Raw genomic sequence first — 15,684 nt, 5'->3', positions numbered from 1 at the left:
CGAACATTACAGCTCTGTCAGATGACAGAGACCGTAATCAGCTCAGGGTGAAGTCCGAAGCTTTCAGATCACTGATGCCCACGAACGTGATCTTGGAGTTGTCGGACAGTGCGATCGTGGAGTTACCACCAGCAACCGTAGCATTCGACAGGACGTTCGCCAGACCGTTGTTGTTCTGAAGGCCATACTGGTACAGAGCCATCAGGTTGCCGGCAGCGCTACCAAAGTCGGTGATCGTGTAATCACCACCGGCAGCACCCTTGTTCAGGGCGAACAGGTTTGCAGCACCCGAACCACCCGTGAGGGTCGCCGCGCCCGAACCACCAACCAGTGTGTCGGAAGCAGAACCACCGATGATGGTCTCGTTACCCTTGCCAGCGAAGGCGTGCAGCGTGCCATTGGAAGACGCGGCCGACACGGTCTCGTTGCCGTCACCACCAACAAACAGGTTGGTCGAGCTTGCAGAACCGCCAACCAGCAGCAGGTCGAGACCCGAAGCACCGAACAGTGTGGACGCACCGGCAGAAACGGTCGTTGCACCCGTGCCGTTCAGGAACGTGAGCGAGCCCGAAGCCGTGATGGAATTGGACGTACCACGGATCTGCCAAATATCAGCAGAAGCTGAGATTGTGTCGTTCAGACCACCCGAAACGGTGCTGATAGCGCCGGTCGAGAAGTAGGTGCTGGAGCTGCCACCCGTGATGAAGCTGTTGTTGCCCCCCGAAACGGTGTTGTGCGACGTCGTGTCGTAAACCGTTGCGTTGGCACCCAGCGTCACTACAGAGCTACCGCCGAGCAGCGTAACCGTATCCGTACCGGTCACGCCGTCGATGGTATCCTGACCTTCGGAACGAACGACATTCGTCCCGCTGCCCAGAACGATTTTGTTGTTGCCCAGACCAGCACTGATGGTGTTATTGCCGCTAGTGCCCGTAATGGTGTCGTTACCGTCACCCGTTGCAACGGTCCAGTTACCGGAAGAACTTCCGCCATCGAACGTGTTGTTTCCAACACCGCCAACGAACGTACCGTTCTGGTTACCAGCCTTGAACGTGACACCGGCGTAATCGCCAGCAAGAACACTGATATTGCTGGCCGTGCTACCCGACACATCCAGGCTCACGGCAGAATTCAGCGTGTCCTGACCGGACTCGGAATAACTGCCAATGGAGATATACTGGGTGGTACCACCAGAGACGGAGTAATTACCGCCCTGGCTGATCAGGCCATGGCCCGGATTGGTCCCCGTAGCAGAGTTACTACCGGCGACCAGGTCATAAGAATCAAGCCCGCCACTGGTGTGGAGGGTGGAAAGAGCAGTCTGATACTGCTGCGCCAGCAGCTGGGTCTGCCCACCATTGACCGTGACCGCGAAGGTCTGGCCGGAGGCGCCAACGACTGTAGTAATGGTACCCATTACTGTGCACTCCTAAAAAAGGTTGCCTCGCACCGGCGGCCCTCGGACCACCCAAATGATCGAGCGACGAGTCTTGCACATACCAGAGCCGGATTGTCAAAAGCAATCAACTTTGCGCACGATACAAGGATTCATGATCCGACATTTACAGATTCGAAAGGCAGCGCCGACAAAGAGTTCTCCGTTTTCATTATATGAACACGGAAAAGAGTGGATCACCCAACTCTTCAATCAAATCCTTTTATATCGAAAAAGTTCCGTCAATGTTAATTTCATAAGAAATAAATATTAAGACACACGCTTCAATCCTTAGAAAAATGGCATGTCTCTATTTTCAAGACATACCACCTTCCGCAGAAAAACCGATCCTCACAGGCCTGCTCGTGAATTTTCCCAAACCGTCTTCTCCACCCCCTTCAACGACCGACCATTTTCTGGCGCGTCTGGCGCTTCTGCTGACATCAGAAAAGACTGATGATCCAATCTCTTCCAATCGACAGGATCTGATTGATCACATTCACTTGATCACTTGGTTGATGATCATTCTAACCGAGGAAAAGGGTATCTCAGCTGCCCGGATCGACTACTCGCCATACCTCTTTAGTCAGACGCACCGGAGTCTTCGTTCGTTTCTGGAAACATCGCTTCCGGCCAGCGATATCCGGATCGTGTCCCACGCACTTCAGAATGATGCCCTCTCCCCCCCCGTCCTGCTTCAGGTTACAGGAGAAACTGCAGGGAGATCTTCTTCAGTTCCTATCCTGCATTTCGGAGGCCAACACTCCGAAGGATTCTTTGCGTTTACTCCAGAAAACGTCCTCACTCACGCAGGCGACTCCCCCTTTCTGGGCTTTCTTCTTTCTGACACTTCGGAAAGCAGGGATTACCGTCACGCCATCCAGCAGCTTCTTCGTAACAATCGTAAGACGCGTCTCCTGCGCGCTAAAATACACAGCGTGCAGCAGGATTCTCTGGAGAAAACACACATCATTCAGGACCTGCGTGTTTCACTCCGGATGCTATCCAACAAAGAGGCCGTGGCCCTTTCAGACATCCACTCAGAGGAAAAGAGCACCCCCCCCCTCCCCGCTCCTTCCATTGAACCTCCCCCCGTCCCGGTCCCTCCTTTCTGGCTTCGGGTCTGCCGTCGCCTGAAACGCTCTCTCTTTCCACAGCCTGCACCCGTCGAGACTCCAAATCAGGAGTCCGCAGCCGATGAAGACGTTATCGTCTCTCCTCCCACGTCTCTTTCCGTCTCCCGCATCCTGTTCATTGCCGGCGAGCCAAACACTCCCGGCGTTCTCTACCGCTGCGACCGAAATGCAGCCGCCGCCCGGGATGCAGGCTTCGACGCCAGAGTCCTGCCCTGTGCTTCAGTTGGCTATGACGACATCCACTGGGCGGACGTCATGGTGTTCTGGCGGGTTGAATATAGTGGTCATGTCAGTACGATTTTCGATCTCGCCAGATCTGAAAATGTCGTCACCATCTTTGACGCCGACGATATCGTCTTCGTACCGCATTATGCGCGCGTGGACCTGATTGATGGCATCCGCTCAATCGGCGCCACGGAAGAGCAGATCGAGCGCTGCTTCTCGGACATGCGTCGCACTTTCCTGCGCTGCGATCAGGGCTCAACCACGACCGCGGAGCTGGTCTTTGCCATGCACAGTCTGCGCCCCGTCGTTCACCTGTTGCCCAATATTTATGATATGGCCTCGCTGAAACGGGCCCGGATAGCCCTGCGCATGCGTGGAGAGCCAGGACGCGTCAATGCCGGAGACGGACTGGTCCGCATCGGCTACGCCGCAGGCTCGCGGACACATCAGCGGGATTTCGCACCCATCTGTCCGCCCATCGCAGATATCCTGCATCAACGCCCACAAGCCCGGCTTGTGCTGTTTCGCGAACCCGAAACGCATCGCCCCATTCTGCTCGTAGAAGAATTTCCCAGCCTGATCCCCGTGCAGGACCAGATCGAATGGCGCGACATGGTGCCACTTGCAGAACTTCAGGACGAATTTGCGCGGTTCGACATCTCCATCGCACCGCTGGAAACAGGGAATGTCTTCTGCGAAGCCAAGAGCGAGATCAAGTTCTTCGAAGCCGCGCTGTCCGGTGCAGCAACAGTCGCATCCCCTACAGGCCCATTCCGGCGCGTTATCCATCACGGAGAAACCGGCTTTCTCGCCGATAGCCCGTCCGAATGGCACGACGCCCTGCTAGAACTGATCGACAACCCTGAACGGCGCGTCCGGATGGCGCGGGATGCCTATCATTCCATTCTCTGGCCCTTCGGTCCGCAGGCTCAGGCCCAGCGAATGAAACTCGCACTCACCTCCCTGAACGGGGACGACGCAGCGGCCCGCTCTGCCGAGACACATCTGGCCAGAGATCGCCTTGCCCCGCCAGACCTGCCCGTCATCCCCGCCAGCCAGACCATTTTCCATCACGACGCCTTGGGAGAAGCCCCGGTCACGGTCGTCATCACCTCCTATAATTACGAGGCACATCTTCTGGACGCACTGGAATCCGTCGCAGCCCAAACACTGCCCGTACTGGATCTGATTGTCGTGGACGACGGATCTTCCGACGGTTCGCTCGCTCTGGCCACAACATGGATGGAACGACACCGCGAACGCTTCAATCGCCTGATCCTGCGCCAGTCCCTCAAAAACGCCGGATTAGGCGGCGCACGAAACATCGGTATGGATGCCGCCGAAACGGTCCATGTCATGCAACTTGATGCCGACAACACCCTGCGCCCCGAAGCCTGCGAAACACTTCTGGAGTCCATGAATAACGGCACCGCCTATGCCTATCCGCTCATCGCCTGTTTCAACGAAAACGGCCCAGTCCTAATGGACATGACTGCTGACACCCACCACCAGCCCGGCACCCCGGAACTTCTGGGAGACCTGCCCTTCAACCCACTCTCCCTCGTTTCCGGAAACCGCATCGACGCGATGGCCATGGTCACGAAATGGGCCTGGGCTGCTGTCGGCGGCTACTATGTTTCACGTGAAGCAATGGGATGGGAGGATTTCGATCTGTGGTGCTCCATGGCGGAACGCGGTCTGCCCGGCCATCATGTCCCACAAATTCTGGCGGACTACCGTCAGCATGAGACATCCATGACGAATGCCTCGACTGAAAAAGACGTCCACAAAGCCCGCGTCGTGGCCTTCGTTCAGGACCGCCATCCGTGGATCCGCCTCAGCGCCGAACAGGCAAAACCCCGGAAAAACTGAGGCTCTTCCAGACCGGATACAAAAAAACCCGCTCCTGGACAGCTCCGGAAGCGGGTTTTTCATAACCTGAAAGCTCGAACCGGGCTCCCCGAAAGAAGCCCGATACGCCCCAATCAGAACGGTGCGTCGATATCCACAACGTCGATCAGCTTGTGATTGACGAATTCCTTGATGCCCAGACCGATCAACTCGCGGCCATAACCCGAACGGGCCACGCCACCGAACGGCAGATCTGCCTTCACCATCGTCGGGTGGTTGATATAGACCATGCCCGTATAGATCTGCTCGGCAACCTTCACGCCGCGCGCAGTGTCCTTCGTGAAGACCGAACCACCCAGACCAAACGGCGAGTCATTGGCAATGCGAATGGCGTCCGCATCGTCCTTGGCACGGTAGAGCTGCGTGACCGGACCAAAGAACTCCCACAGACGAGCTTCATTGTTCTCATGCAGATTGGTCATCAGCAGCGGCTGGAAGAACGCACCCTTCTCCGGAACGGACGGGCCGATGGCTTCGACAACCGCACCATGCTTCTTGGCTTCCTCAACCTGAGCCTTCAGATCGTCCGCAGCCTTCTGCGAAGACAGCGGTGCCAGCGTGGTGGACGCATCCATCGGATCGCCAGCCTTCAGCTTGAGAACTTCAGCCTTGTACAGATCAAGGAAACGATCATAGACGGCATCCGCCACGATCAGACGCTTAGCGGACACGCAGACCTGACCGGCATTCCAGTGACGACCGAAAGCGGCCCATTTCGCGGTCTTTTCCAGATCCGCATCGTCCAGAACGACGAAAGCATCGGAACCGCCCAGCTCCATCGTGGACTTCTTCAGGGCCTGTGCTGCAATCCCGGCAACAATAGCGCCTGCGCCTTCGGACCCCGTCAGAGCCACGCCACAGACGCGCGGATCCTTGAGGATTGTCTCGGTGTGATGACGAGCGGCATACAGGTTGCGGAACCCGCCCTTCGGCAGCCCGGCTTCCTTCATCAGATCATCGAACGCAGCCGCACACTGCGGCACGTTGGAAGCGTGCTTGAGAATGACCGTGTTACCAGCAGAAAGCTGCGGCGCAATGATGCGGGCGATCTGGTAGAACGGGAAGTTCCACGGCTCGATTGCGAAAACAATGCCCTGCGGCTGATGGATCAGCACGGCGTCGCCCGAGTTCGGGTCCGCAACCGGCAGCTTCTCGGACTTGAGAAGCTCTTCGGCATGCTTGGCATAATATTCGAAGATTTCAGCCGACAGGATCGTCTCGGCCTTGGCTTCGGCGTAAATCTTGCCCATTTCCAGCGTCAGAAGACGGGAATACTTGTCGATATCACGACGAAGGATATTGGCGGCGGCGGTCATGATCTTCGCACGCTCGGCGAAGGAGGTATGACGCCAGCTCTTGAACGCATCATAGGCTTCGGTCAGCGCGGTCTGGACTTCCTGATCGGTGGCATCCGGGAAAGTCTTGAGCGTCTCACCGGTATAAGGGTTGATCGTAGCATAAGCCATGATGAGTCATATTCCTGTAAGGTGACGTGTTTGAGACATATTGGCACGAATGCCAAAAGACAAAACCCCCTAACAATCATTCCTCCCAAAAGTTCACAGAGCTGTGTTCATTTCGGGGAGATTATCCCATAACTCCTTAAGCCAGGCCGTTGCGGTCCCATCAGAGGGCGCGCGCCAGTCTCCCCGTGGCGAGAGAGACCCTCCCGCTACAAGCTTCGGACCATTGGGCATGGCCGACCGCTTGAATTGGCTCGTCCCGAAAAACCGCCGCAGAAAAACTTCCAGCCAGTGCCTGATTTCCGCCAGATCGTATGAGATTTTTCGGTCTTCGGGATAATGCGCGGGCCAGTCTCCTCGGGAAACATCACCCCAGGCGACCTCTGCCAGAAACGCGATCCGTGACGGACGGAACCCATAACGCAGGATGTAAAAGAGCGTAAAATCCTGAATCGGGTACGGCCCGATCGTCTGTTCCGTACTCTGCACACCCTGCCCGGTATCGGGAACCAGTTCGGGGGTGATCTCCGCACTGACGATCCGCTCCAGAACCGGCCCAACCCCTTCGCCCAGTTTTCCCTCACGCGCCAGCCAGCGGATGACATGCTGGATCAGCGTCTTCGGCATCCCGGCATTGACGTTGTAATGGGACATCTGGTCCCCCACGCCGTAAGTACACCAGCCCAACGCCAATTCCGACAGATCGCCCGTCCCGATCACAATTCCATTGCGGTAATTGGCGATCCGGAACAGGAAATCGGTCCGCAATCCCGCCTGCACGTTCTCGAACGTGATGTCATGAACCGGCTTTCCTTCCGCAAAGGGATGGCCGATCCCCGCCAGCATGGTCTGCGCCGTGGGCCGGATATCCAGCTCATTTACCTCGACACCCAGCGCTTTCATGAGCGCATGAGCCAGAGAGCGGCTTTCACTTCCGGTCGCGAACCCCGGCATCGTGTAGGCCAGAACATGCGTTCGCGGCCAGCCAAGCTCATCCGCCGCCCGCACCGCCACCAGAAGGGCCAGTGTGCTGTCCAGCCCACCCGACACCCCGATCACGGCCCGTTGCGCGCCACTGGCCTGCAACCGCCTCCGCAACGCGCTAACCTGAATGGTCCAGCCCTCGTAACAGTCCCGCGCCAACGTACGCGCATCGGATGGCACAAACGGAAACCGCACAACCTCCCGTTTGAGCCCCAGATCCGTCATCGGAGGCTGGAGCGTGAACCCGACAGTCCGGAATTCCTGCCCCGCCTGTCCGAACTGCCCCGTCCGCATCCGCTCCTGCCGCAACAGATCCAGATCCACATCCGCCACAACCAGCCGCTCGCCCTGCGGAAAACGGTCCGACTGCGCCAGAAGCCGCCCGCCCTCATGAAGTGAAACCTGACCGTCCCACGCCAGATCCGTCGTGGATTCTCCCTCGCCTGCCGCCGCATAAGCATAGGCCGTCAGCGTCCGCATGGATTGCGCCTGACACAGCAAAGACCGGTCATCCGTCCGCCCGATGGTCACGGGAGAGGCGGACGGATTGAGAATGACCGTCGCGCCCGCTTCCGCCAGCTTTCCACTCGGCGGAGACGCCACCCACAGATCTTCACAGATTTCCACGCCGAGCGTCAGCCCACGAACATCCTCCGCCTGAAACAGCAGATCCGCGCCAAACGGCACATCCCCCCCAAACAAGCGAATGGTCCCCGTAGTCCGAAGCCCGGACGTGAAATGCCGGGGCTCATAAAACTCACGATAGCGCGGCAGATGCGATTTTGGCACCACACCCAGAACCCGCCCCCGATGCACAACCGCCGCACAATTATAGAGCAGACCGTCCCGCACCAGTGGCACCCCCACCACTGCAACGGACAACAAATCCCGCGATCCCGCGACAACACACCGAAGCGCCTCAAGCGCCCCATCCAGAACCACGTCCTGAAACCGCAGATCGTCCAGCGTATAGCCCGTCAGCCCCAGTTCAGGGAAAACCACCGCCGCCACACCTTGCCGGTCACAGTCCCGCAAAACGCCCAGCGTCCGCTCCGCATTCTTCAGAGGATCAGCAAGCGTCACCGGCAACGTACAGGCTGCGATCCGGGCAAACCCCTGATGATACAAAGAACGGAACAGGGTCATGACAATCCTCCGGCGGGCAGGCTTCACGAAAACAGGAACCGCGCGCCCGGCCCCCACATAAAACGGATGTTGCGAAAATGAACCCGTTCATCCCGCCGCCGTTCACCTTTTCAAACCCCGCTTCTCCGTCGGAGGGCGCGACTGACAAAGGAGACATTTCATGGACCTGCTACGCTGGACCATTGCCTTCCTGATCCTGGCCCTGTTTGCTGCGGTGCTGGGCTTTGGCGGAATTTCGGCAGACTTTGCCTATATCGGCAAGATCCTTTTCTTCATTTTCCTGGTGCTGCTGGTCATCAGCCTCATCTTCGGCCGCGGACGCGGCACACGCCTCTGAGCACAGCTCTCAGCGTCGGGAGCGTCCCATACGGACGCTCCCGATCAGGGCAATCACGAAAACCGCGACAGCATACAGACCACCCAGCTCCGTCATGGAAACGGGCAGCCCGAACAGATAATCCGGCGAATCACATGGCTTGTTCGGCCGGGCGGGCATCGCCGCCATCCAGTCCTTGAAACTACCTCCGTGAAAAGACGGGGCACGGCATTCAGGCGCGGGACTTGGCCAGAACTTGTGCTCCACACCAGCATGCAGCACGGCCAGACCAATGCTGGTCATCAAGCATAAAAGCCCTGCAAACACCGTGTACCGCGCATAACGCCTCGGAAGCAAAGCTGTGACAACGCCAATCCCGATCAGCACCCACCACGGACGCCGCTCCCACAGACAAAGCTCGCAGGGCGCGAGCTTCAGCCAGTGTTCGGCAAACCAGACAACCCCAAGCGCCACCGCTCCGGCCAGAACATAAAAGCCACCCAACGCAGTCGTGGAAACGGGGCGGCGTGGTCTGTTCATGGGCACGAACGGATTTCCTCCAGACTATCAAGGAACTGCTTGGACCAGCTTCCTGCGGTATTGCGGGAAACTTCCTCATACATCGCCGACCATGCCGCATGACGAGCCTTGACGTCCATGGTCAGGCCAATATGTAGCGCATCCGCCATGCCTTCGGCATCCAGCGGATTGATCAGCAGCGCCTCAGGCATTTCCGGAGCCGCTCCCGCAAACCGCGACAACACCAGAACGCCGGGATCTTCCTCGTCCTGAGCCGCAATGAACTCCTTGGCCACCAGATTCATGCCATCGCGCAACGGCGTGACGAACCCCACATCCGCCATCCGGTACAGACCCGCCAGAATATCGCGCCCGATCGGCCAGGTCGTATAGCGGATCGGCACCCAGTCCGGCGTGCCATAAGCGCCATTGATCGTCCCGACCAGCCCGTCCAGTTCTTCCTTGAGCAGCCGGTAACTCTCCACCCCACCCCGCGACACCGGCGTGACCTGAAGGAACGTCACCTGCCCGCGATGCTCGGGGTAATTCTTCAGAAGAGCCTCAAATCCCTTCATCCGCTCCGGCAGACCCTTGGAATAATCCAGCCGGTCCACCCCGATAATCAGCCGCGTCCCTTCCAGCGTATCGACGATCTTCACGACCTCGTCGGAGACCGCGCTTTCAATCGCCTGCTGACGAAAACTCACGGGGTCAATCCCGATGGGTACCGCCTTGACGGCGGCCTTCAGACCGTAGGCCGCGAAGCACCCTCTAAGATTGGCCTCGTCCTCGACCGTCTGGACACCAATCAGATCACAGGCGGCAAGACCGGTCAGCAGCATGTCGAGCTTGGGCAAAAGCCGCGCCACGCTCCAAGGCGGGAACGGAATATGCAGGAAAAATCCAATGCGTCCCGTCACCCCCCTGTCACGCAGCATCTGACCCAGCGGGAACAGATGATAGTCATGGATCCAGATCGTATCACCCGGCTCCAGCAGTGCGATCAACCGATCCGCAAAAACCCGGTTCGCCTCATAATAGACGTCGCAGTCCTCGCGCGTGTAGCGGATCAGATTGGTGCGGTAATGACACAAGGGCCAGAGCACACCATTGGAAAAATTCAGATAGAACCGGTCATGCTGCTTCTGCGTCAGGTCGAACGTCACATAATTGACATTCCCAACCTGCTCGCGCTGGACAGGCCGATCGGCCGCATCCGCATGTTGATGACCCGACCATCCAACCCAGACGGTTTCACGCGTCTGGACAGCATCATACAGGCCAACCGTCAGCCCGCCCGCAGGCTGTGTCCGCTCCCCTGGAGCGGGTGTGCGGTTCGATACAATGATCAGGCGCCCCATCCGCGTCCCTCCGAAAGCTCGTGCAGCCAGCGCCGGAACGTGGCCGCATCTGGAAAATCATCAGGAATGAGCCAGCCCGCACCACCCATCTGGCGCGCAGCCCTCACCCCATCCCGGTCTGTGACATCATCGCCGGCAAACAGCGGAAGACGCCCCCTGAAAGGCGGCTCCGCCATCAGTTCCTCAAGCGCCTTGCCCTTGTCGATTCCCAGAGGCCGAAGCTCGATGGCCATCTGCGCGTCCTGAAGATGAAACCCGTGGCTTTCCACGGGCCAGACCGACGTCAGATCCCGAAACGCCGATTCCGCCTCGGGAGCTTGGCGATAATGCAGCACCATTCCAGCTTTTTTGTGTTCAATGCTGGCCCCGGGATACCGAGCAGCGAGTTCCGTGCTTTTCTCGGTCCAGTCAGACGGCACCAGAGGCAGCGCACGCTGGCGCACATCCTGATCCGGCGCCGGGCGCACCGCAACACCATGTTCCCCTGCCACAGCATAAGGAATCCCCGGAAGAAAATGATCAATCTGGGCAATGGGGCGTCCCGTGATGATCGCCAGCGCACCATCGAGCATCTCGCGCAGCCGCAGCAGATCGGCCGTCAGCCCTTCCGGGACATGTACACCTTCAGGAGTGGGAGCGATATCGACAAGGGTTCCGTCGAAATCAAGCAGCAGAGCCGCCCGGGACGGAGAAAAGGGAACCTGAATCATGAAGCTGTCATTTCTTCCTGTTTCTGGGTCATTCCGCCCCGTCCAGCCTTATTCGAGACCGGGATCGGCCTGAGGAGGCGGTAAAGGCTGCCCCGACGACTGCGCTGGTGCAGCCGGAGCAAGGGACGGTGCCGCACCGTAGGACGGTGCGAGCGGAATGGGATTATGACTGTCCGGAGCAAGCGGTACAGGACCACCTGAGGCGGAAGCGGGCGGGGATGCCGGAGCATCGCCGCCTTCTTCAACCGGAACCTCCGTACCGGCGAGCACGGGAGCCTTCACCACAGGCAGAGGACCCGCCTGCGGTGCCGTCGGCACACCCGCACACGACACAACGCGCACATCGTACAAAGGGCTGCCATAAGTTGCGACAGAAGGTTCCTGCGCCAGCATCCACCCGTCAAAAGATGGCCGCTGAGGATCGCTGCTGTCCTTTAGATGCAGCAGAACACCAGCATCCGTCGCCAGCGTCTGCGGCCGGGTCACACAGGCCTCGACTGCAACAGCAAGACTGCGATAGGTCGCACTCCCGCCAACCGGAACCGTCAGAAGCTCCAGATGACCGTCCAGCCGGTCCAGCACCCGCAGAACCGCCTGTGACTGGCCCTGCCAGGTCGCAGCCGGATACATGGCCGGAGGCGCGACACCCACCGCAGCCTGCGCTGCACCGGACACCAAAAACCCTGCCGCGCCACACAGCAGTGCGACGCCCACATACCGTTTCATCATGACGGTTCTCCCCCGGAGCGCCCCTGCAAAGGATTTTTCAGATCCGACAGCATAGCCTGAAACGCCTGCAACATCGCCTGTGGCGCAACCCCCATCAGAACCCCGTCTTCAAACGCATCCTGAAGGGCCTGACGCAATTCCGCGTCGTTCTCACGCAGAAGCTGCACTTTCTCCACGCAGGACACAGGGTTTCCCTCATGGTCGACCCACAGAAAAGCACCCTCACGCGCTTGCGTCATGGCTCAGGGCTCGTCCGACAGACTGCCCGCAGCCGGCTTGGACGCAGCAGCTTTCTGGCTCTTCTGTAAAGAATCCGTCACGGAGAAAATGAACTTGCTCAGAAGCTGTTCCAGACTGATGGAGCCTTGGGTCTCCGTCATGACACCGCCGGGCTTTACCAGCGAATCCGCCCCACCCGGAGACAGCGCGATATATTTGCCGCCCAACAGACTGTCAGACGTCACGATCGCAGCGGAATCCGTGGGCAGCTTCACATCGGGCGCCAGCGTGAACGTCACCTGCGCCTGAAACGTCTTCGGATCGACCGTCGTGCCGGTCACATGCCCGACGGTAATTCCGGCCAGACGCACATCCGACCCCACATTCAGCCCGTCAATCTGACTGAACGAGGCATGAACCGGATAGCCTCCGTCATTGCCCTGATGATGCCCGACCATCGCCGCCACCAGAAGTCCTGCAAGACAGACAAGGACTGCGAACCCGGCCAGAAGCTCCAGCCGGTCATGGCGGACCGTAACAGCGGTCATGACAATACCCTCGTGAAAATCATCCTTCCTGCACTACCCGACTCCGCTTCCCGCGTCCAATCCCCCCGCAGAAATCGTCCCGATCAGGCGTGGGAAAAATGTTATCCCCCATATCCCCATGTTCCCATCCATTAGCGCCCTTCCGGAGGCCCTTTTCCGGCTTACGGGCCAACCGGCGCAGGGCGTAGATTTACGTCATGACAGCTCGCCTTCACTGGACCGGCGTTCGCATGAGGACGCTTCAGGTCATGACCGACCCCGACGACAGCGCCATGCGCTCCGTCACCCTTCCCGCTGCCTGGGATGACGAGGCCGCACAGGCCCTTGCGCGCATCACCCTGAACGGCGGGCCGGTCAGACTTGCCGCTGAGGCTGCGCGCTGGGTGGACACAATCGACGCGTGCCCGCCTCTGCCCGGCACTCCGGCGAACACCCCCGCTCCGGGGCGTAGCCTGTCCTATCTTCTGCTGATGCAGCAGATGGCACCCAATACGGCGCTGTGGCAGTGCCAGCCGGACGAAGCGCCGGGTTTCACCATCCGCCTGTCCAGCTTCGTGCAGGATTCCGGATTCGCCACGGAACATTTCGTCGCCTGCCTGCGTCTGGCCTGCGACGCCCTGCGCCGCCTTCATGCCGCAACACGGATCGAACGCACTGGCGAGCTGCCCTTGTTTGATCTGCCTGCGAAGCCTGAAGACGAAGCTGCAGGCCTGGTCCTGCTGACCGATCTGGACGCCTGCCTGGCGGCCCTCGGCCTCGACTATGACAGCGACGACGCCCGGAATGCGGCCCGCGCCCTGTCAGCACTCGCCACCACGGTTGCCCGCGCCGGAACGAAACTGCCGCCGCCCGCCATCCCGGAATCCCCGCTGGCAGACCTGCGCGCCGCCGCCGCTTCGGCCTACAATACGGAAGATGGTCGGCACTTCTGCCCGATCGAAACCGGCTTTTCTTCTCCCGGTCCGACCGAGGGCCTTCTGGGTGTGGAAACCTGCGGTCTCGCCCCGGCCTTCTCCCCCCTGCGCGAAGACGGACATCTGCGCGCCTCCACACTGGCCCGGCTGGCCTGCCGCGGCCTGACGCCCGAATCCGCACTCGCACTGGCGCTTGCGGGCGAAACCCCGCTGCCGCCCGTTCGCCCCGAAGCACAAGGCGCCATGCACGCGGCCCTCAAAAACGCCGTGGATTTCCTGCCCGCCGTTCCCGAACCTGATCTCGCCGACCTTCAGGCCAGACTGGCCCGCGGCGTGCGTCGTCCGCTTCCGATGCGCCAGACCGGCTTCACCCAGCGCGCCGCAGTGGGAGGACACAGCCTCTTCATGCGCACCAGCGAGTTCGAAGACGGAACGCTCGGCGAAATCAGCCTCACCCCGCCCCGCGAAAGCCCCATGGCCCGCGGCCTGATGGACTGTCTGGGTCATGCCGTCAGCATCGGCCTGCAATATGGCGCCCCATTGGAATCCTTCGTGGAGCGATTCGCTTATACGCGCTTCGGCCCCGCAGGCACCGTGGAAGGCGATCCCTCCACCGCCTATGCAACCTCAATGCTGGATTATGCCTTCCGCACACTGTCGGACGCCTATCTGGGTCAGCCCATGCCCGACGCCCCGCGCCTCGAACCCAGTTCGGAAGATCCCGCCCCCATGCTCCCTTTCGGGCGCAGCTCCGGCGAAAGCCCGGAATGGAAGGACCGGGGACGACGACTGAAACTGGTCAGCTAGGACGAAAACGGGTTTCAGAGGCTCCGGCGAGCAGAATACATTGACAGTCAACGGACTCGCCGGTAGCTAGCGCCTGCGCTGAGAAGGAATCCGGTTGAATGACCGGGTGAAAACGATGCGTACAGGGTAAGGGATCAGATCTCATGGGACACGCCCCTGCCGGTAACGACGGAAACTTCGACGAACGCCTCAAGCGCGCCCGTCAGAAGCTCGATCCCCGCTCAGGGGAATTCGCCGTAACCGACACGGGCAATGATGAAAGTTCCATGTCATCCCTTGGACTGGCGATCCGCGTGGGAACCGACCTTGTGGCCGGGCTCGCGGTCGGTGTAGCCATAGGCTACGCCTTGGGTCACTGGTTCGGGTACAGGGCTTTGTTCCTGTCCGTTTTCGCCCTGGCAGGATGTGGTGCCGGCATGTTGAATGTCTGGCGGGTTTTGAAGGATTCGGACATGGTGTCCGGACCGAAAGATGACGGGAGAAGCCAGCGTGGCAGCCGGATCGACGATTGACGCGCTCGGACAGTTCGAGCTCCATCCGGTTCTCGGACATCTGGGAGAAGCCCTGCGGTTCTCGCAGTCACCGCTGTTCATGCTGATCGCCGTCGCCATCGTTCTCGTTTTCCTGTATGTCGGAATGCGTCCTGCCGCCGTTGTGCCGGGTCGCCTTCAGGCCGCTGCCGAGATCAGCTACGACTTCGTGCATGACCTCGCCGTCAGCACGATCGGCGAAAACGGCGCGACGTTCTTCCCGTTCGTCTTCGCGATCTTCTTCTTCATTCTGGCTGGCAACTATCTCGGTCTGCTGCCCTTCTCCTTCACGTACACCAGCCATATCGCTGTGACCTTCGGTCTGGCCATCATGGTGTTCGTCATCTCGATCCTTGCTTCCATCCGCTTTCAGGGTGTCGGCTTCCTCAAGCACTTCCTACCCGCTGGAACGCCTGTCTGGCTTGCTCCGCTGCTGGTGCCGATCGAGCTCATTTCTTTCCTTTCGCGTCCGGTCAGCCTGTCGATCCGACTTTTCGCCAACATGGTGGCGGGTCACGTGCTTCTGGAAGTGTTTGCCGGCTTCACGATCATGCTCGCCGGTCTGGGCGCATTCGGCCATGTTCTGGCCATCGCCCCGATCGCGATCAACATCGCGCTGACGGCCCTCGAACTGCTGGTGGGTGTGCTGCAGGCCTATGTGTTCGCCATCCTCACCTGCATCTATCTGCGTGAGGCCGTCGCTCACTGAGCCACACCAGCTTCGCACTAAC

At 59.7% G+C, this 15,684-nt stretch carries 14 protein-coding genes; 5 read left to right on the top strand and 9 right to left on the bottom strand.

Translation table 11 applies throughout. The features are described from left to right. Positions 1 to 37 precede the first annotated feature (37 nt). Complete coding sequence (locus tag HKD28_RS05520; protein ID WP_194262950.1) at positions 38 to 1,417, bottom strand: beta strand repeat-containing protein; 1,380 nt, start codon at positions 1,415 to 1,417, stop codon at positions 38 to 40. A 383-nt stretch (positions 1,418 to 1,800) separates the two neighbouring features. Between HKD28_RS05520 and HKD28_RS05515 the strand changes: the two genes are divergently transcribed. Beyond that, positions 1,801 to 4,668 carry a glycosyltransferase gene (locus HKD28_RS05515; RefSeq protein ID WP_328749255.1) on the top strand — a complete coding sequence of 956 codons (2,868 nt, stop codon included), beginning with the start codon at positions 1,801 to 1,803 and terminating at the stop codon, positions 4,666 to 4,668. 113 nt (positions 4,669 to 4,781) lie between these two features. Here HKD28_RS05515 and HKD28_RS05510 read toward each other — a convergent pair whose 3' ends face one another. Together HKD28_RS05510 and HKD28_RS05505 are read right to left on the bottom strand one after the other, a co-directional pair. Further along, on the bottom strand, positions 4,782 to 6,173 hold the full coding sequence (locus HKD28_RS05510; RefSeq protein ID WP_194267418.1) for an NAD-dependent succinate-semialdehyde dehydrogenase: 1,392 nt from the start codon (positions 6,171 to 6,173) through the stop codon (positions 4,782 to 4,784). Positions 6,174 to 6,266: 93 nt separating this feature from the next. Continuing rightward, positions 6,267 to 8,300, bottom strand: a complete 2,034-nt coding sequence (locus HKD28_RS05505; RefSeq protein WP_194267417.1) for an NAD(+) synthase — start codon at positions 8,298 to 8,300, stop codon at positions 6,267 to 6,269. Between the two features lie 160 nt (positions 8,301 to 8,460). On the opposite strand from HKD28_RS05505, the gene HKD28_RS05500 reads away from it, so the two are divergent. Beyond that, positions 8,461 to 8,637, top strand: a complete 177-nt coding sequence (locus tag HKD28_RS05500; RefSeq protein WP_077803655.1) for a DUF1328 domain-containing protein — start codon at positions 8,461 to 8,463, stop codon at positions 8,635 to 8,637. A 9-nt stretch (positions 8,638 to 8,646) separates the two neighbouring features. Here HKD28_RS05500 and HKD28_RS05495 read toward each other — a convergent pair whose 3' ends face one another. Genes HKD28_RS05495 through mlaD form a run of 6 tightly spaced genes read right to left on the bottom strand, consistent with a single transcriptional unit; the run spans position 8,647 to position 12,702 of the window. Further along, on the bottom strand, positions 8,647 to 9,156 hold the full coding sequence (locus HKD28_RS05495) for a disulfide bond formation protein B (RefSeq protein WP_194267416.1): 510 nt from the start codon (positions 9,154 to 9,156) through the stop codon (positions 8,647 to 8,649). Beyond that, a complete protein-coding gene (locus HKD28_RS05490; RefSeq protein WP_194267415.1) occupies positions 9,153 to 10,496 on the bottom strand; it encodes an alpha,alpha-trehalose-phosphate synthase (UDP-forming) in 1,344 nt (447 codons plus the stop codon). The genes HKD28_RS05495 and HKD28_RS05490 overlap by 4 nt, the downstream gene beginning before the upstream one ends. Continuing rightward, a complete protein-coding gene (gene otsB / locus HKD28_RS05485; protein ID WP_194267414.1) occupies positions 10,484 to 11,206 on the bottom strand; it encodes a trehalose-phosphatase in 723 nt (240 codons plus the stop codon). Before otsB ends, HKD28_RS05490 begins: the two co-directional genes overlap by 13 nt. A 48-nt stretch (positions 11,207 to 11,254) precedes the next feature. Then, a complete protein-coding gene (locus HKD28_RS05480) occupies positions 11,255 to 11,935 on the bottom strand; it encodes a DUF2155 domain-containing protein (RefSeq protein WP_194267413.1) in 681 nt (226 codons plus the stop codon). Next, the gene (locus tag HKD28_RS05475; RefSeq protein WP_194267412.1) at positions 11,932 to 12,174 is read right to left on the bottom strand and encodes a hypothetical protein; all 243 of its coding nucleotides are present in this window, start codon (positions 12,172 to 12,174) and stop codon (positions 11,932 to 11,934) included. Before HKD28_RS05475 ends, HKD28_RS05480 begins: the two co-directional genes overlap by 4 nt. Positions 12,175 to 12,177: 3 nt before the next feature. Next, complete coding sequence (gene mlaD, locus HKD28_RS05470) at positions 12,178 to 12,702, bottom strand: outer membrane lipid asymmetry maintenance protein MlaD (RefSeq protein ID WP_062030554.1); 525 nt, start codon at positions 12,700 to 12,702, stop codon at positions 12,178 to 12,180. Between the two features lie 197 nt (positions 12,703 to 12,899). Here mlaD and HKD28_RS05465 point away from each other — a divergent pair, with 197 nt between their 5' ends. The 3 genes from HKD28_RS05465 to HKD28_RS05455 all read left to right on the top strand — a co-directional run bounded on the left by HKD28_RS05465 (position 12,900) and on the right by HKD28_RS05455 (position 15,662). Continuing rightward, the gene (locus HKD28_RS05465) at positions 12,900 to 14,423 is read left to right on the top strand and encodes a TSCPD domain-containing protein (RefSeq protein WP_194267411.1); all 1,524 of its coding nucleotides are present in this window, start codon (positions 12,900 to 12,902) and stop codon (positions 14,421 to 14,423) included. 143 nt (positions 14,424 to 14,566) lie between these two features. Beyond that, positions 14,567 to 14,935: an AtpZ/AtpI family protein gene (locus tag HKD28_RS05460; RefSeq protein ID WP_194267410.1), complete on the top strand. Its 369-nt coding sequence runs from the start codon at positions 14,567 to 14,569 to the stop codon at positions 14,933 to 14,935. Next, entirely contained in the window at positions 14,913 to 15,662 is a 750-nt protein-coding gene (locus tag HKD28_RS05455) for a F0F1 ATP synthase subunit A (protein WP_141353213.1), read from the top strand. The genes HKD28_RS05460 and HKD28_RS05455 overlap by 23 nt, the downstream gene beginning before the upstream one ends. Positions 15,663 to 15,684 lie beyond the last annotated feature (22 nt).

The organism is Gluconobacter cadivus, assembly GCF_015244745.1.
GTDB lineage: Bacteria > Pseudomonadota > Alphaproteobacteria > Acetobacterales > Acetobacteraceae > Gluconobacter > Gluconobacter cadivus.
Note: the sequence above shows the minus strand (reverse complement) of the source record. Positions and strands in the feature narration are given on the sequence as shown.

Bases quoted from the DNA above. Each gene is read 5' to 3' on its own strand.
- HKD28_RS05520 (WP_194262950.1), bottom strand. From the start codon at position 1,417: ATGGGTACCATTACTACAGTCGTTGGCGCCTCCGGCCAGACCTTCGCG.
- HKD28_RS05510 (WP_194267418.1), bottom strand. From the start codon at position 6,173: ATGGCTTATGCTACGATCAACCCTTATACCGGTGAGACGCTCAAGACT.
- HKD28_RS05505 (WP_194267417.1), bottom strand. From the start codon at position 8,300: ATGACCCTGTTCCGTTCTTTGTATCATCAGGGGTTTGCCCGGATCGCA.
- HKD28_RS05500 (WP_077803655.1), top strand. From the start codon at position 8,461: ATGGACCTGCTACGCTGGACCATTGCCTTCCTGATCCTGGCCCTGTTT.
- HKD28_RS05495 (WP_194267416.1), bottom strand. From the start codon at position 9,156: ATGAACAGACCACGCCGCCCCGTTTCCACGACTGCGTTGGGTGGCTTT.
- HKD28_RS05490 (WP_194267415.1), bottom strand. From the start codon at position 10,496: ATGGGGCGCCTGATCATTGTATCGAACCGCACACCCGCTCCAGGGGAG.
- otsB (WP_194267414.1), bottom strand. From the start codon at position 11,206: ATGATTCAGGTTCCCTTTTCTCCGTCCCGGGCGGCTCTGCTGCTTGAT.
- HKD28_RS05480 (WP_194267413.1), bottom strand. From the start codon at position 11,935: ATGATGAAACGGTATGTGGGCGTCGCACTGCTGTGTGGCGCGGCAGGG.
- HKD28_RS05475 (WP_194267412.1), bottom strand. From the start codon at position 12,174: ATGACGCAAGCGCGTGAGGGTGCTTTTCTGTGGGTCGACCATGAGGGA.
- mlaD (WP_062030554.1), bottom strand. From the start codon at position 12,702: ATGACCGCTGTTACGGTCCGCCATGACCGGCTGGAGCTTCTGGCCGGG.
- HKD28_RS05465 (WP_194267411.1), top strand. From the start codon at position 12,900: ATGACAGCTCGCCTTCACTGGACCGGCGTTCGCATGAGGACGCTTCAG.
- HKD28_RS05460 (WP_194267410.1), top strand. From the start codon at position 14,567: ATGGGACACGCCCCTGCCGGTAACGACGGAAACTTCGACGAACGCCTC.